Genomic DNA, 16,325 nt, shown 5'->3' with positions numbered 1-16,325 from the left:
CGCTAATTATTTTTCTGTTTAATGTACTTCAACGTTTGTAACGTAATCTTCAAATTGATTTGTTTGCTTATTCATTTCATCACTTACTTTTTTAATTTGATTGAAATGTTTTTGAAGTAAACTACTGTCTGTATACGTGCCTTCTTCGACATTTGTTTGAATTTGAATCATATTATTATTTAAAACTTTCCAATCCGTTAATAACGTTTCTAAAGTTGTAATTTGACGATCAATTAATTCTGTAAAGCTATTTACTTGATCTTCAACGAATGTAATTTGAGTCGCCTCTGCTTCAGTTTGTGATAACTTTTGAATAAGTGGCAATAACTCCTTTTGCTTTTGTTGAATGCGAAGAGCTGCTTCCCTCGTTTGACTATCTGCAGCATTTACAATTTCATTACTTAAAGTACCGATAGAAACAAAATCGATTGTTTTCGTTTGTGCAGTTTGATTTGTGATTGTAAATACTTGTTTACCAATATTAATAGAACCTTTAATGATTTCTTGAGGTCTATTCAAAATAGTAGTTAATTCAGCTTGAATTTCACCTTGAATTCTTTTAATATCTTCTCTTAATTTCACAATATCTCCACTTGATCCTTGCAGTGTTTTTATTGCTTCATCGGCTTTAATTGATAAGTTGTTACTATCTTTGTCTAATACTGTTTTAAATCGATTTAACTCTAATAAATCTTGCTCCATACTCTCTTGGATGCTTTGTACTTGCAATTGTAATTTTCCATATGCACTCATAAAATCTGCTTTTGCTTGCTGATCTTCATTTACGTTTCCTGCTAATTCATAGAGCTTACTATAATAGCTATTAAATCTAGTGCTGTATCTCATCATCTCTTGATTTAAGTCAATTAGCTTCGGATTATATTCATCAATCCATTCTCGTACATTCGCCTTTGCAAACTTTTGATGATTCGTTAAGCTACTCATCGCATTTACCTTAATATCTGGCTGTTGTAAAATAATTAATCCATATGCTTGAATAAGAGGTGATTGTGATCCTAACATTCTAATTGAATTGGATAATGTATTTGGAGCAATTACATTTTGTGCATATACTGTTTTCACTTCCGTCTGCCCCTCCTTAGCGTAAGCGCTTACAGGAATGAAGCAACTCGTAGATACTGCTGTAACCAATAACCCTGTAATTAAAGTCTTTTTCACTTTAACTCCTCCTATGTATTAGCAACTATTACTATCGCATTTTATTATTCTATTTTCTTACCTATAATTTGAGATGGTTAAAATAGAGAACGTTCTCACCGCGATCCATGTACGAACCACCTCTCTCGTATTGCTACAGTACTTACTTATCGTCACAAAACATTTTATTATTTTTCATATGTGTTTAGTATGAATAATATTGTATAAATTTTCTCTTTCATCGAAATCCCCACATTCACACAGTGAATATATTACATAAAAATATTATTCATTTTAAACTAAACAACATACGTAAATATGAAATTTCGTTTTGTTTTCATATATGTTTTGTACTGTAAGGTCATTTAAACACAGCTGTTTATATAACGTAAAGAAGTATTTTCATTCCCTTTATTTTCAAGCTTTCGTGTCCTTATTTCAAAATATAATCCGATTCACTTTATAGATTGAAATATCTACATATCACAACAGAAAACACTACTTGAAAATAACTGATAAAATTATATAAATATAATTTTCGAGCCCATATGCAATTATGCATAGCATATACACAAAAAGGATAGCTTCATTTTCACGAAGCTATCCTTAAAAAATCTTCTTATTTTTTCAAATGATATGGAACTGTCGTAATAACAACATTTCTTTTATAAAGTAAATACGCACGTATGAGTAAACTGGATTGATTATGAAGAATGTTATGCCAACCTTTTTTCGGAATGAACTGTGGTATAACGACCGTAACGCGGTAATTCGATTCACTTGCCTTATATTGCACTGTATCGATGAACTTCGTTAGCGGCTGGATAATACTTCTATAATGAGAATGTAATGTAACAAGCCTAACTTCAGGTTGCCACTTTTTCCATTTCTCTTCAAATTTCTTTTCCTCTTCCCTGTCAAAAGCAACATATACAGCAATAACTTGATCTGCCGAAAGAGCCTTAGCATAGTTCAATGAATTTTCTACTACGTGAGTCATACCAGCTACCGGAACGACGATTACATTTCCCTTAATCGGAACAAGTGGTTCACAAGTTTTTAAACTTAACTGATCACCTACCGCATCATAGTGCTTCTTAATTCTGTGGAATAAGAAGATGATTGCAGGTAAGAAAATAAGTATCGACCAAACTTGTGCAAATTTAGTTAAAAAGAACATGCTCATTACGATAAAACTAATAACTGCACCAATTAAATTAACCGTTAATCTTAAAGCCCATCCTTCAGGTTTTTCCCGAAGCCATTTTAATACCATCCCTGTTTGAGAAAGTGTAAATGGAATAAATACACCTACTGCATATAGTGGAATTAAATGTTCTGTTTGTCCTTGGAAAGCTACAATTAAAATAATCGAAGCAACTCCAAGTATAATAATACCGTTTGAGTAACCTAAACGGTCTCCTCTAATCGTAAACATTCTCGGTATGAATTTATCTTTTGCAAGGTTAACCGCTAATAAAGGAAATGCAGAATAGCCTGTATTAGCAGCGAGAATTAATATTAAAGCTGTTGTACCTTGTATGAAATAGTACATGAAATTACGTCCAAATGTTTGTTCAGCAATTTGAGAAACAACTGTTACTTCTTTACTCGGAGTCACTCCGTAATAATAAGCTAAAAATACAATTCCTGAAAATAACACAGCAAGTAATGCACCCATTGCAAGCAATGTTTTTGCAGCATTGTTTGGCGCAGGATCTTTAAAGTTCGGAATTGCATTTGAAATTGCTTCAACACCTGTTAAAGCAGAACTACCTGATGCAAATGCTCTTAGTAATAAAAATAAACTAATTCCTGCAACTGGTGTTCCAATCGGCGCATGTAAAGTAGGTGAAACATGACCAGTTAAAATATTATATATGCCCACACCAATTAATATAAATAGTGCTAAAACGAATAAATAAACAGGATATGCTAGCACGGAAGCTGATTCCGTTACTCCTCTTAAATTTAATATCGTAATTAATATAACAAATATAACCGCAATAATTACGTTATGTGCATGTAAGCTAGGAAACGCAGAAGTAATTGCATCTGTACCCGCGGACACACTTACCGCAACAGTTAAAATATAGTCAACTAATAAAGATCCTCCAGCAATTAAGCCTGGATTCATCCCTAAATTTTCTTTTGATACAACATACGCTCCCCCGCCATGCGGATAAGCAAAAATAATTTGACGATAAGATAAAATAAGGGCTGTCAATAATACTAATACCCCAACAGCGATCGGAATGGAATACCAATAGGCGATCGCTCCAACACCTGCTAAAGCAATTAAAATTTGCTCTGGACCGTAAGCAACTGATGACAATGCGTCAGAAGATAAAATAGCTAAAGCTTTCGTTTTATTAAGCTTTTGTTCTCCAAGCTCCGTTGATTTTAACGGTCTTCCAATTAAAAATCTTTTAATAGATGAAACCAATGCTGTCCACTCTCCAATAATTTTGTACGAACTTTTCTGCTTGTTACAGCCAGTAAACTATTTCTTCAGAAAACAAAAAATGTCTACAAGCCATAGCGAAATAGACTTGTAGACATTATTTTTTTTGTCGCACAAGCTCCACCTTCCTTCTCAATATAACGCTTACGAGGTTAGCTGTCGGATTCGGGCCTATGAGTAGCCCTACCTTTTTCAAGGATTCACCCCATCGGATTATGTACTAATCCGTAAAAACGGGTCCCCCGTACCATGCGGTTTCAGCGATTTAGAAAATTGAAACTGTGGATTATAATACTCCTTTATTTTCAAAAAGTAAACAAAAATTTTTAATAAGAAAAAAATTAAAATGATTGCGCATAATCCGCTGAGAAATATACATAATGAATACTAAAAAATCCACAAAGGAGACCCATATGTCTAAAGAAAAGAAGCCTATTTTTTCCGATTCATATTTAGATGCAGTAGCAAATGAAATTAATCAGTTATATGGTAAACGTGAACAGGAAATAAATTTGACAGATAGAACGAAAAGAAATAAATGATTTGTCATACAAAAAAATAAAAAAGATAGCAATACACTTATATATTGCTATCTTTTTTATTTTTTCATACATCTAATTCTATTACAGATTTGTTAAAGGTCATCTCTTCATACACCTTTAAATTTTGATATATAGTTCCTAATAATGGTGCCGCTATAGAAAATTTCTCTGCTACATCCAGTAAATATCCTTGCAAGTGCTTCCCTTCAATAAATGAACCCTTTTCCATATCACGCTGCATCGATGACTTCATATCATACGAAATTTTATCAATCGTTTTCATATGTTCCTGGGCAATATTTTCCTTTACTGGAGCTCCTAATACTCTCATGATTTGTACAGATTCCTCAAACACATTACGGATAAAATCACGGCCGCCTTCACTTTCACGAATTGGTCCAATTGGTGCACGCATTAACGTTGTCACACCTGACATTACAGTAATAAATAAATATTTATGCCACATATCTTGCGTAATATTTTCACTTAAAACAAAACTAGACTTCGTACCTGCAAATGCTTTAGAAATATGCTTTACTCTCTCTGAATTTTGAGACTTAATTTCTCCAAACACAAGTCTGTTGGCAGCACTAGTTTGTACAATTTCTCCTTGATCGTTTAACGTCGTCTCGATAAAGCATAAACCGCCAATTACTTTTTCTTCGCCGAATTCTTTTTGTAGTAGTGATAAATGAGCGATACCATTTAACAATGGAATGATTACAGTATTTTCGCCAATAAACGGCTTCAAATCTTGAATAGCCTCGTTTAAGTGATACGCTTTTGTTGAAAATAAAATGACATCAAATGGAGAAGTTCTCTCTTCTTTCGTTATTAATTTCGGTTGGAAGGAAAAATCCCCGTTAACACTTCGGATTACAAGTCCTCTTTCCTCTAATTGTTTTTTCCGTTTACTACGAACAAGAAATGTAACATCTTCTCCCTTTTCGACTAATCTGCCACCAAAAAACCCTCCGACTCCACCAGCGCCTAATACTAAAATCCGCATACAGCATCCCCCTTTTCAAAATACAATTTTACAACTTTTAGTATACATAACATTATACATGTCCTCTGCTAAATAAGCTGAATTTTCACTCTCAATTGAGTATAAAACAGTGGTTATTTTCAAATAAATTTGGGCATGTTGTTTCTATAGCATATATGGAAAGGAAACAATGTAGATGGAGGCAATACAAACAATTGAGGAAAAAGGTGTAGCAACAGCTATATTCCAATTTATATTCCCGTTTTCGTTTAAAACTGGATATGAACAAAATATGTTCCCTTTCTTACAAAAAAACGATTTTCGTCCTTTTCGGCTCGATCATCTCGATGATGAAAATACATATTATGGGGAGTTTAAAGTTTCACATCAAAATATGGAAGCATACTATCTTTCATTTACAAATAAAATTCTCTTTCCTCACTCAGAGCATCAAAAGGGCTTGCAACGTTATTCAAAAGATCTTAACTTAACTGGACATTTAACAACAAACCTTATTTCAATTCCATTCAAGATACACTCTATTGATGTAACACTTTGTCCTTATGAACTTGGCTTCTTAACAATTCGAACAGAAGTAAACACTGCTCCAAACATGACTTTATCTGAAGCAATCGAATTCGCAGATCGCTTCCGTGTACTTGAAACTAAAACTGATACAAATGAGTCTATTTGTATTGAATGTAACGGAAAAAAGTATTCCCAAGTTGAGAAATTCATTTTTGGTTATTTATTTCATGGCGTAACTGATTTCTTTGAAAAGAAGAGATTAAGAAGTTCATACTTTCAAACCTTCCCTTTCTTTGAAGACCAGAGAATGTACGTCCAAACTTTATTGTCACTAAAAGAAGGTATGGAACTTAATGAAGTGGATGTTTATCGTACTTCCAGTCTTTCCGGATTAACAAGTGATGGTAAGCCATATGTGAGTGCAAGTAACCTTCCTTACATTCATAACTATTTAAAAAAACACGCTTACCAGAGATGGGCTCCAAATCGTTATTTCATTATGGAAGAACATATTTTTACATGTGTAACAAATGAAGGAGAACGCGAAATCGATAAACTTGCTAGTCAAATGTACGGAGAATTTTATTACGCTTTATTATTAAACCTATTCCATAAAATTGTTTTATTAAAAATGGCAAACGCCTATGCTGAGCTAAATATTGAACAAGATACTAATGAAATAGAGAAATTAATTTATTCGATTAATTCGTTCACTGCTAATTATTTTTCTTTAGAATTAGTATCTCAATCACAAAGTGAAGATATTTTCTTCCGCTTAAGAAAACTTTTTAATATTGAGGTTTTATACTCGAACGCGAAACAAAATCTTGATAGTTTGTTTAAATATCAAGAAAATGTCGCCTCAAAAAAAGATAGTCTCTTATTATTAATTTTAACGCTCTACTCTGTAGTAGGCCAAATGTTAGGGTTTACTATGATCGATCTTCTAAGAAACACCGATTCAAACAAAATATCGTCACCTCTTGAATTTTTCGCTCTATTAATTGCGATTAGCGGCATTGTCATTTCACTTATTTTAGGGGCTCAAGGGTTATACCAATGGGCTGTGCAGCACAAAAGAAGAAAAGCATGGGTAAAACAAACTGTACTGTCTGCTGTAAAAGAAAAAGAGGATAAAAATTAAAGAAGGTTATTTCCAAATATGTGGTATGCTGCAGTAAATGAAATTTTTATCAGCGATTTTTCAAATATATCGAATTACCGACAAATGACAGAACCGTATAACAAAAAAGGTACTCCAAAATAAAGCTTGGAGTACCTTTTTATTATACGAATTCAGCTTACTTCCCTGCTTCGATTTTCTCTAATGCAGCAGCTACTTGCTCTTCCGTTAATTCATGTTGTATTACGTAGCGGTTACGTGGACTTACACGACATTTATGAGAACATGCACGTAAATATTTCGCTTCGTTTTCTTCAGAACATAAAATTTTCTTATTACATTCTGGATTTGAACAGTTTACATAGCGCTCACATGGTTCACCTGTAAAGTGGTCTTTACCAACGATAACATGTTCTTTTTGATTTACTGGTACAGCGATACGCTCATCAAACACGTAACATTGTCCATCCCAAAGCTCACCTTGTACTTCTGGGTCTTTTCCGTACGTTACAATTCCGCCGTGAAGCTGACTTACATCTTCATAACCTTCACGAACTAACCAACCTGAGAATTTCTCACAACGAATTCCGCCTGTACAATAAGTTAAAATCTTTTTACCTTCAAGTGTTTCTTTGTTTTCTCTAATCCAATCTGGTAATTCACGGAATGATTCAATATCAGGTTTAATCGCACCTTTGAAGTGTCCTAAATCAAATTCATAATCATTTCGTGCATCAATGATAACTGTATCTTCTTGTTTCATTGCCTCATAAAAATCTTTTGGCTCTAAATACTTCCCAGTTATTTCGTGTGGGTTAATGTCATCTTCTAGACGAAGTGTAACTAATTCTGGACGAGGACGTACGTGCATTTTCTTGAATGCATGCCCTTCTTCTTCATCTATTTTAAATACGATACCATCAAAACGTGGATCATTGTTCATTGCTTCCATGTATTTTTCTGTTTGCTCTACAGTTCCAGAACAAGTTCCGTTAATACCTTCTTTTGCTACAAGAATTCTTCCTTTTAATTCAAGTGAATTACAAAATTCTAAATGCTCTGCCGCGAATTCTTCTGGATTTTCAATTGTTGTGTACATGTAATATAGTAATACTCTGTATGGTTTTGTAGTTGCCAATGTATTTCTACCACCTATCTAATTTTTAAAATCATGTATAAGTTAACGTTCATATCAAAACATATATAATAAGAAAATGAATCCCATTTTCTTTTCTTTATACTATTTTCTATCAGTTAACAAAAATAAAAAAACAAGATTACACATCAAAACACTATGGTTATGTTGTAATCCCAATATATTATATATCATACAAATGCAATTCCATCAATTAATATGCTGTATTATCGGCTTTATGTTCACATAAATTTCAAAAACAGCCCTTTAATTCACTATGTTTCCCCATGTCATCACACCATAAACTCCCAATTCATTTTACATTATCACACCATCCATTGCATAAAGGCATATAATTTGCATTAAGGAAACTTTCGTGTTCAAATGAAATTATCACATACCATATTTAAATGTATTGAAATAATGAGTAAGAATAAATACAATAATTTCATCAAGTTAACATTTTAAAGGGGAAAACTACTATGAATAAAGATATAACAAAAGATGAACATCTCCCTTCTGAAAGTACAACTGTACAATCAGCTCACTTAGCTTTAAGTGGAGAAACAAAAGGCTGGAAAAGACTGTTACCATTTTTAGGGCCCGCTTTTATCGCGTCCGTTGCTTATATTGATCCTGGCAACTTTGCTACAAATATCGCAGCTGGTTCACAATATGGATATTTACTATTATGGGTTATATTCGCTTCTAACTTAATGGCTGTATTAATCCAAACTTTATCGGCTAAATTAGGAATTGCTACAGGAAACAATTTACCCGAAATAGCTCGTGAAAACTTTCCAAAGCCTGTGTCTATCGGCTTATGGATACAAGGTGAACTCGTTATTATGGCTACAGATTTAGCTGAATTTATCGGGGCAGCACTCGGATTGTATTTATTATTTGGAATACCTATGTTACCAGCTGCTTTAATTACAGCAGTCGGATCATTTATTATTCTTGAGTTTCAACGCAGAGGATTTCGCTCACTAGAAGCTATTATTACAGGGATGATCTTTATTGTAGTAATAGCATTTGGGATCCAAGTTTTTTATGCAAAACCAGAATTAAGTCCCCTTCTTTCAGGACTATTTATTCCGAAATTCCAAGGTGTAGACAGTATATTACTTGCAGCAGGGATTTTAGGTGCGACAGTTATGCCGCATGCAATATACTTGCATTCTGCATTAACACAACGCCGCGTGGTTGGAACAACTGACGAACAAAAGAAAAAGATTTTTCGTTTCGAATTTATCGATATTATTATTGCAATGGTTATCGCTGGAGCAATTAATGCAAGTATGTTAATTGTAGCAGCTGCACTATTCTTTAAAAACGGTATGCACGTTGAAGATTTAGATGTTGCTTACACTCAATTTACCAACTTAGTAGGTCCTGTATCGGCTGCATTATTTGGGATTGGACTTTTATCAGCAGGTTTATCAAGCTCTTCTGTCGGTACAATGTCAGGTGATATTATTATGCAAGGATTCATTCGCATGCATATTCCGTTATATTTACGTCGATTTATTACAATGATTCCACCACTAGTTATTATCGCTTTAGGTGTAAATCCAACTTACGCTCTCGTTATGAGTCAAGTTGTCTTATCATTTGGTATTGCATTTGCACTAGTGCCACTTATTATGTTTACAAGTAATAAAAAGATTATGGGTGCACTCGTTAACCACCGTATAACAACATTTATCACATGGATAATTGCAGCACTCGTTATCATTTTAAATATTTTCTTACTGTATCAAACGTTTGTAGGGTAATGAAAAAAGGGTATTCCAATTTTAATTTGGAATACCCTTTTTGGATGAAATGATTTTCTTCTACTTACCACTTATGTATGTCCCTCTTTCCGGCATCATGACACCATTTTCAGTTCGAAAGTAAAGTGGCAATCCTTCCGCAAAAAACATATTTACTTTGGACGGATCCTGCCTTTGATGATGAATATGTAAATGCGGCTCACTTGAACTTCCGGAGTTACCGACTTGAGCAAGAACCTCTCCTTCATTTACATGTTGGTCTTCCCTCACTTTAATTGAGCCTTTCTTTAAATGGGCAAGAATCAAAAATGTCCCTGATTCATCTAGTCGTAAATAAATATGATTCCCCGCCATCGACTGAAAATCATCCTCTCCTGGAACTACATCTTTTTCATCATTATTAATAGATACAACTGTTCCAGAAGCTGGTGCCATTACTTCTGCTCCATATATTCCATAATCCTCTAACATACTACTTTTCACTTCAGCAGGCGGCATAAGGATATCATATGCCCACCTTTCATTTGGTTTTATAACGTGATAGTTCGTTTCTAACCGATCACCGCCCCAACCTATCAATGCTCGTTCATTCAAAGGAACACGAACTACTGCTTTAGGACTCATCGATTGTATATCTGCTGGATAAGCAATTCTACCTATATTAGCAAACCAACCGACAGGCCAAGCTCCAATGATAGAAAACAGAATAATTAAAAGTAGCGTTCTATCTACCCGCTTTCTAAAAATGCCGTTCAAAAAAAACATTATTACTGATCCTATTAAGAGAAAAACTGAAATTACACTAAAAGCCTGTATACACCACCAAACAAAGACTGATGTAACACCATTAGCTACATAAATTAAACTCCAACTTATAATTAAAAAAGGAACTATAATTACTAATAAAAATTTCTTCCACATGTCGTATCCCTACTCTCATATCCTTTTTCTCAATGATACAAAGTAAAAATTACGACATATGAAAGAAATACTTACGACTTTCTTACTTTTTTATACTGCGGTAATTTTACAGTAAAAACTGTTTCTTTATCGTTACTACGTACAGTTATATCCCCTTGATGGAGCTGTGCTATACTTTTCGAAATTGCAAGTCCTATTCCTTTCCCACCCGTATGAGAGCTACGTGATTTTTCACTACGATAAAATTTCTCAAAAACGTAAGGAAGGTCCTCTTTCGGAATGCATTGTCCAAAATTTTTAATTTCTACTTCAACATTCATTGTTTTATTGGAAATTCCAATTGCAATTTCCTTTCCATCTTTTCCATACATAATACTATTACCTATTACATTTTCAAATAGTCTCACTATAAGTGCCACATCAACTTCTACATGTAGCACTTCATCACTTTTAATATAAAAGCTCATATTGGCATCATCTAATTGTGGTACAAAGTCAATCATGATTTGTTCAATTAATGCTTTCATATCTATTTCATCTTTATGTAATTCAATCTCTCTATAATTTATTTGACAGTATTCTAATAAATCATCTACTTGATTTTTTAATTCATAACTTTTTCGCTTTAATATACTTACATACTCTTCACATTCTTCTCCATTTGAATGAAGTTTATTTCCTAACAGGTCCGCATAACCTATTAAAGATGTTACTGGCGTTCGTAAGTCATGAGAAATATTACTAATCATTTCATTTTTCATTTCCTGTGATTTTTTTTCATTCTCAATAGACTCTTTTAAACTTTTCGCCATTCTATTAACATTTGCCGCTAGTTCACCAATCTCATCGCTTTTCGAAATAGGTATATGTATTTCAAAATTACCATCACTTATTTTCTTCACGTTCTTATTAATTTGAGATAATCTTTTCATCATCGTTTTTGTCATGAATGCAAAGTATGTTGTAGTAAAAATCAAAAAAACTATAAAATATAAAAATGAATATTTTTCCTCTAACGCAGTAACATGACTATATATATTTCCAATTACAATTTGAAACGCTATTATACTTACAGTTGCTAACAAAATGCTACATATGAATGCAATAAAAAACTTAGCTCTAATGCCTTGTAATGATTTAATCTTCAATTTTATATCCGACTCCCCAAACATTTTGAATAAACTTCGGCTCTTTTGGATTCTCTTCAATTTTATTTCTTAATCTTGCAATATGAACCATTACTGTATTATTACTTTCATAGGCTCTTTCTTTCCAAACGCTCTCATATATTTCTTCAATAGTGAACACACGATTCTTTGCAGCGGCCATTAAGTACAAAATATCATATTCAGTTTTCGTAAGATTCATTGTTTCTCCATATAACATTACTGTTCTCGACACTTCATCTATTTCTAAACCTCTAATATTTATTTTCTTTTCCATTACTTGAACAGCATTTTGGTTGAAATATGTATACCTTCTTAATTGAGCTTTCACTCTTGCGATAAATTCAATTGTACTGAACGGCTTCACAATATAATCATCTGCCCCAGTACTAAATCCAATTACCTTATCTACATCCGATGATTTCGCGCTTAAAAACATAATTGGTAAACTATGTTTCTCTCTAACCCTTCTACAAAGTTCTATACCATCCATTTGAGGCATCATAATATCCAAAATAGCAAGTTGAATACTGTTATTATTTATTATTTCTAAAGCCTCTTCTCCGTTATGAGCACTAAAAACTTTAAAACCTTCTTGCATTAGATTCACTTTTATAAATTGAACAATATCTTGATCATCATCTACAATTAAAATTGAATTTTTCTCCATATACAAACCTCTTTTTGAAATATATTCCACAATCAATTTTATCATAAATTAAAACCTTACTCCCCTCTTGAATAATCTTTATTTTCAGACTAGATTATATAATAACAACACATTCTAGTTTCAAAAGAAATGGAGTGAAAGCATGTTTCCTATATTGAAAACAGACCGACTCATTTTAAGAGAACTTACCGAAGAAGATGCACCGCGTATACTACAATGCTTTTCTAATACTAATGTACTGCGCTATTATGGCCAAAAACCGTTACAAGATGTTGATCAAGTGAAACAAATCATTCATAACTTTAAGCTCAGTTACAATGCAAGAAACGGTATAAAATGGGGAATCGAATTAAAAGACAAGAAAGAACTCATCGGTACCATTGGTTTTCACGATTGGTCTTCTGAGCATAAACGAGCCAATATAAGTTATGCCTTTTTACCTGAACACTGGGGAAAAGGATATGCGACTGAAGCTGTTTCTGAGGTTATATCATACGGTTTCCATACGATTCATTTAAAGCGGATCGGGGCAATTGTATTTCTTGAAAATGAAGCTTCCAATAAAGTACTATTAAAATTAGGCTTTGAAAAAGAAGGCGTTCTAAAAAATTATATGTATCAAGATGATATCCCATATGATACGAATTTTTACGCTTTATTAAAATCGGTTTAATAGAATTCATGTGTAAAAAACCTTACTTTTAAAAAGTAAGGTTTTTTGTATTTATTCATTAGCAATATAAGCATTCTTATAAGTATAAACACCACCAAATTGATGTTTTTCAATCCCTTTTACATACTCCTTTTGTACATACGCTGAGCCAATATGATAAAGCGGCGCCACCGCAGCATCTTCTAATAATACCTGCTCGGCTTCTCGCAACGCTTCCCATCGTTTTTCCCTATCTAGTACAAAATCCGTTTTCGCTTTCTTTATTAATTCATCGTAACGAACATTAGAATAATTCATTTTATTATTCGGATTCCCTGTCGTAAATAACTCTAAATAACTAATTGGGTCTTTATAGTCAGGTCCCCAATTTGCCATAGTTATATCGTAATCACCTGTTTGTTCTAACTGTAATTTTTGCTTAAATGGCTGTTGTTTAATTTGTATCGTTAATCCATGCAAATACTTTTCTAAGTCACCTTTTATATATTCTGCCATACGTTTTGCGTTATCTTGTTCAAATGTTAGAAACTCAAGGTTTACTTCGCCTACTCCAAGTTCTTTTTTCGCTTCTTCCCAAATCTTTTTCGCCTTTTGTAAGTCATATAGAGAAAGATCTCCGTTTTCTTTTCTAAAATCTTTGCCAGTCTCTTCATTTACATGACCAATTGGTACAAGTCCACTTGCAGGTTTTGCTCCGTTATTAATAAAGTGAGCAACGAAATCATCTTTATTTAACGCTAATGAAATAGATTGACGCACCTTTTTATTTGCTAACGCGGTATTTTTTTCATTAAAACGAAGCATAGCAATTCCAGGATCACTCGACATATGTAATTCCTTATTCCCCTTATACTTGTCTACAACTTGCGAATTAATAGGTACCCGGTCCAAATCTCCGGCTTCATATAAATTTACAGCTGTCATTGTATCCTTCACGATATGAAAGTTTATTTCGTCTAGTTTCACTTTCTTTTGATCCCAATATGTAGCATTTTTCTTTAATTGAAACTCTTGTTCATGCTTCCATTTTTCTAATACAAATGGACCGTTATATATGAGATTACTAGGTTCCAATGCATAATTGTTTCCTTGTTCTTTCAAAAATGATTCATGCTGTGGTAAATATATAGGTAATGCTAACAACTGTAAAAAATACGGAATTGGCTGTTCTAGTTCAACTTCTAACTTATAATCATTTATAACCGTAACTCCAAGTTCATCTAGAGACATTGCTCCCTTATTAATCTCTTTCGCATTTTTTACATAAAAGAGCATGGACGCATATTGAGATGCTGTTTCAGGGTTAATTGCACGTTTCCACGCAAACATAAAATCATTTGCTGTTACATTATCCCCATTTGACCATTTTGCATCTTTACGCAAGTCAAATGTATATTTCTTACCATCTTCACTTCTTTTAAACGATTTTGCTATGGCTGGAGTAGGCTGATCTTGATCATTTAATACATATAACCCTTCAAATATATTCTGCATAACGTGCGCTGATGTACCATCTGTTGTTTTCACAGTGTCCAGAGAAGGAATTTCTTCTGATACTGTTACATTTAACACTTGTTTTTTAACCTCTATGTCACTTTTATCCGCTTTATTATTACAAGCTGTTAATAATAAAGATGTAACAAGTGCCATTACCATTAAATGGCTCTTTTTTCGCTTCATGAGTTGTTCTCCTTAAATATAAAATATTATAAAGCGTAATATATTATAGCAGAAATACTAACAGAAAGATGCGACATTCTTTTGAATATTTATTCGTTCGAGAAAAAAGCTATCCTTTTAAAAAAGGATAGCTTTTTCAACTGCCACATAATTATCTATCTTTGTAAACCTCGTTTATAACGACTCGCTTCAAATATAATACGCTCTTCATCTAACGTTTTACATTCGCCATTCCAAACGACACGCTTTCCGTTAATAATTACATCGCTTATATCTTTTCCACTAGCTGCATATACCAGGTGCGATAACACTTCATCTGCTGGTTGTAAATGCGGCTTATTAGATGGGTCAATCGTAATAAAATCAGCACACTTTCCAACCTCAAGTGATCCTGTTTGTTTCATCCCGATTACTTCAGCAGCTCCTTTAGTCGCAAGTGTAAGAGCAGTTTCAACCGGTAAAGCTGTTGCATCTTGGTGAATACCTTTTTGTAGTAAAGTCGCTATACGCATTTCTTCAAACATATCTAAATTGTTGTTTGATGCCACACTATCTGTTGCAATTCCTACTTTCATTCCTGCTTCTAGCATCGCTTTTACATTCGCTATACCAGATCCTAGTTTTAAATTACTATTCGGATTATGTGCTACTCGAACGTCATGTTCTGCTAAAAATGCACGTTCATTTTCATTTAATACTACACCGTGTGCAATAACTGTTGGGCGTTTAAACAACCCGCAGCTCGCTGCATATTCTACTGGACGTTTTCCGTACTGTGCTTCAATATCACGTACTTCACGCTCTGTTTCAGAAAGGTGGATATGAACCATTGTTTGATTTTCTACTGCAATACGAGCGCACTCTTCTAACAGTTCTGTACTACATGTATATGGACTATGTGGTGCAACCATCGTAGTTAACATGCCACTTTCTTTATAATAACGCTTCACATATTTCTCAGCTTCTTCAATCGCTTTCTTTTCATCGTCTTTCGTTCCGAAGCTAAATAAAGTCCTTGAAACAGCAGCTCGCATCCCGCTCCTTGATACCGTTTCCATAATTGCATCTTGATCTACTCCAATTGGATTAAACATGTCAGAGAATGATGTTGTACCACTTTTCACCATTTCAAGTAATCCTAATTCCGTACTAGCAACCGCAAGCTCTGGAGTAAACTGACTTTCCAGTGGCCAAATTCTCGTCTCAAGCCATGGCTGTAATAACATATCATCTCCAATACCTCTTAGGAGACTCATTACAACGTGTGTATGTGTATTTACAAGCCCTGGTAAAACCCACTTTCCTTTCATGTCAATTACTTCATCTACTTCAAAATCATTTGCAAATTCTCCGCTCTTTACATCTATAATTTGATCATTTTCTACAATGATATATCCATTTTCTATCACTTCGTTTTGTTCATTCATCGTTACAATTGTAGCGTTTACATAAGTTGTTTTCAAAAGTATTTCCCCTTTCAACTCTATGAAGTTCCCTTT

At 33.5% G+C, this 16,325-nt stretch carries 13 protein-coding genes and 1 riboswitch; of the genes, 4 read left to right on the top strand and 9 right to left on the bottom strand.

All coding sequences use genetic code 11. The annotated features are described in order from the left end of the window. Positions 1–18: 18 nt before the first annotated feature. Both nheA and MR160_RS06350 read right to left on the bottom strand, forming a co-directional pair. The gene (gene nheA / locus MR160_RS06355; protein ID WP_000751828.1) at positions 19–1,179 is read right to left on the bottom strand and encodes a non-hemolytic enterotoxin NHE subunit A; all 1,161 of its coding nucleotides are present in this window, start codon (positions 1,177–1,179) and stop codon (positions 19–21) included. A 598-nt stretch (positions 1,180–1,777) separates the two neighbouring features. Further along, positions 1,778–3,604, bottom strand: a complete 1,827-nt coding sequence (locus MR160_RS06350; protein WP_000254886.1) for an APC family permease — start codon at positions 3,602–3,604, stop codon at positions 1,778–1,780. Positions 3,605–3,748: 144 nt separating this feature from the next. Continuing rightward, a riboswitch (cyclic di-AMP (ydaO/yuaA leader) is annotated at positions 3,749–3,895 on the bottom strand. 140 nt (positions 3,896–4,035) lie between these two features. Between MR160_RS06350 and MR160_RS34805 the strand changes: the two genes are divergently transcribed. Beyond that, positions 4,036–4,164 carry a hypothetical protein gene (locus tag MR160_RS34805; RefSeq protein ID WP_000031873.1) on the top strand — a complete coding sequence of 43 codons (129 nt, stop codon included), beginning with the start codon at positions 4,036–4,038 and terminating at the stop codon, positions 4,162–4,164. A 64-nt stretch (positions 4,165–4,228) separates the two neighbouring features. Here MR160_RS34805 and panE read toward each other — a convergent pair whose 3' ends face one another. After that, complete coding sequence (gene panE / locus MR160_RS06345) at positions 4,229–5,173, bottom strand: 2-dehydropantoate 2-reductase (protein ID WP_242297110.1); 945 nt, start codon at positions 5,171–5,173, stop codon at positions 4,229–4,231. Positions 5,174–5,348: 175 nt separating this feature from the next. Between panE and MR160_RS06340 the strand changes: the two genes are divergently transcribed. Then, a complete protein-coding gene (locus tag MR160_RS06340) occupies positions 5,349–6,824 on the top strand; it encodes a hypothetical protein (RefSeq protein WP_000387459.1) in 1,476 nt (491 codons plus the stop codon). A 157-nt stretch (positions 6,825–6,981) separates the two neighbouring features. On the opposite strand, the gene trhO is transcribed toward MR160_RS06340, so the two are convergent. Further along, positions 6,982–7,941: an oxygen-dependent tRNA uridine(34) hydroxylase TrhO gene (gene trhO / locus MR160_RS06335; protein ID WP_000246235.1), complete on the bottom strand. Its 960-nt coding sequence runs from the start codon at positions 7,939–7,941 to the stop codon at positions 6,982–6,984. A gap of 479 nt (positions 7,942–8,420) precedes the next feature. On the opposite strand from trhO, the gene MR160_RS06330 reads away from it, so the two are divergent. Then, entirely contained in the window at positions 8,421–9,716 is a 1,296-nt protein-coding gene (locus MR160_RS06330) for an Nramp family divalent metal transporter (RefSeq protein ID WP_242297109.1), read from the top strand. A 60-nt stretch (positions 9,717–9,776) separates the two neighbouring features. On the opposite strand, the gene MR160_RS06325 is transcribed toward MR160_RS06330, so the two are convergent. The 3 genes from MR160_RS06325 to MR160_RS06315 all read right to left on the bottom strand — a co-directional run bounded on the left by MR160_RS06325 (position 9,777) and on the right by MR160_RS06315 (position 12,473). Beyond that, positions 9,777–10,637, bottom strand: a complete 861-nt coding sequence (locus MR160_RS06325) for a M23 family metallopeptidase (RefSeq protein ID WP_242297108.1) — start codon at positions 10,635–10,637, stop codon at positions 9,777–9,779. Between the two features lie 71 nt (positions 10,638–10,708). Continuing rightward, the gene (locus tag MR160_RS06320; protein ID WP_114365417.1) at positions 10,709–11,809 is read right to left on the bottom strand and encodes a HAMP domain-containing sensor histidine kinase; all 1,101 of its coding nucleotides are present in this window, start codon (positions 11,807–11,809) and stop codon (positions 10,709–10,711) included. After that, the gene (locus MR160_RS06315; protein WP_000414529.1) at positions 11,775–12,473 is read right to left on the bottom strand and encodes a response regulator transcription factor; all 699 of its coding nucleotides are present in this window, start codon (positions 12,471–12,473) and stop codon (positions 11,775–11,777) included. Before MR160_RS06315 ends, MR160_RS06320 begins: the two co-directional genes overlap by 35 nt. Before the next feature lie 142 nt (positions 12,474–12,615). Between MR160_RS06315 and MR160_RS06310 the strand changes: the two genes are divergently transcribed. After that, on the top strand, positions 12,616–13,146 hold the full coding sequence (locus MR160_RS06310) for a GNAT family N-acetyltransferase (protein WP_000483974.1): 531 nt from the start codon (positions 12,616–12,618) through the stop codon (positions 13,144–13,146). 51 nt (positions 13,147–13,197) lie between these two features. Here the strand turns inward: MR160_RS06310 and MR160_RS06305 are convergent, their stop codons facing one another. Further along, complete coding sequence (locus tag MR160_RS06305) at positions 13,198–14,826, bottom strand: peptide ABC transporter substrate-binding protein (protein ID WP_000823501.1); 1,629 nt, start codon at positions 14,824–14,826, stop codon at positions 13,198–13,200. A gap of 155 nt (positions 14,827–14,981) precedes the next feature. Next, the gene (locus tag MR160_RS06300; RefSeq protein ID WP_141526677.1) at positions 14,982–16,307 is read right to left on the bottom strand and encodes a bifunctional S-methyl-5'-thioadenosine deaminase/S-adenosylhomocysteine deaminase; all 1,326 of its coding nucleotides are present in this window, start codon (positions 16,305–16,307) and stop codon (positions 14,982–14,984) included. Between the last annotated feature and the right edge of the window lie 18 nt (positions 16,308–16,325).

Source organism: Bacillus cereus group sp. BfR-BA-01382 (genome assembly GCF_022663475.1).
GTDB lineage: Bacteria > Bacillota > Bacilli > Bacillales > Bacillaceae_G > Bacillus_A > Bacillus_A thuringiensis_S.
This window is presented reverse-complemented; position numbering and strand designations above follow the sequence as displayed.

Bases quoted from the DNA above. Each gene is read 5' to 3' on its own strand.
- panE (WP_242297110.1), bottom strand. From the start codon at position 5,173: ATGCGGATTTTAGTATTAGGCGCTGGTGGAGTCGGAGGGTTTTTTGGT.
- MR160_RS06325 (WP_242297108.1), bottom strand. From the start codon at position 10,637: ATGTGGAAGAAATTTTTATTAGTAATTATAGTTCCTTTTTTAATTATA.
- MR160_RS34805 (WP_000031873.1), top strand. From the start codon at position 4,036: ATGTCTAAAGAAAAGAAGCCTATTTTTTCCGATTCATATTTAGATGCA.
- MR160_RS06315 (WP_000414529.1), bottom strand. From the start codon at position 12,473: ATGGAGAAAAATTCAATTTTAATTGTAGATGATGATCAAGATATTGTT.
- MR160_RS06320 (WP_114365417.1), bottom strand. From the start codon at position 11,809: ATGTTTGGGGAGTCGGATATAAAATTGAAGATTAAATCATTACAAGGC.
- MR160_RS06305 (WP_000823501.1), bottom strand. From the start codon at position 14,826: ATGAAGCGAAAAAAGAGCCATTTAATGGTAATGGCACTTGTTACATCT.
- MR160_RS06340 (WP_000387459.1), top strand. From the start codon at position 5,349: ATGGAGGCAATACAAACAATTGAGGAAAAAGGTGTAGCAACAGCTATA.
- MR160_RS06330 (WP_242297109.1), top strand. From the start codon at position 8,421: ATGAATAAAGATATAACAAAAGATGAACATCTCCCTTCTGAAAGTACA.
- MR160_RS06310 (WP_000483974.1), top strand. From the start codon at position 12,616: ATGTTTCCTATATTGAAAACAGACCGACTCATTTTAAGAGAACTTACC.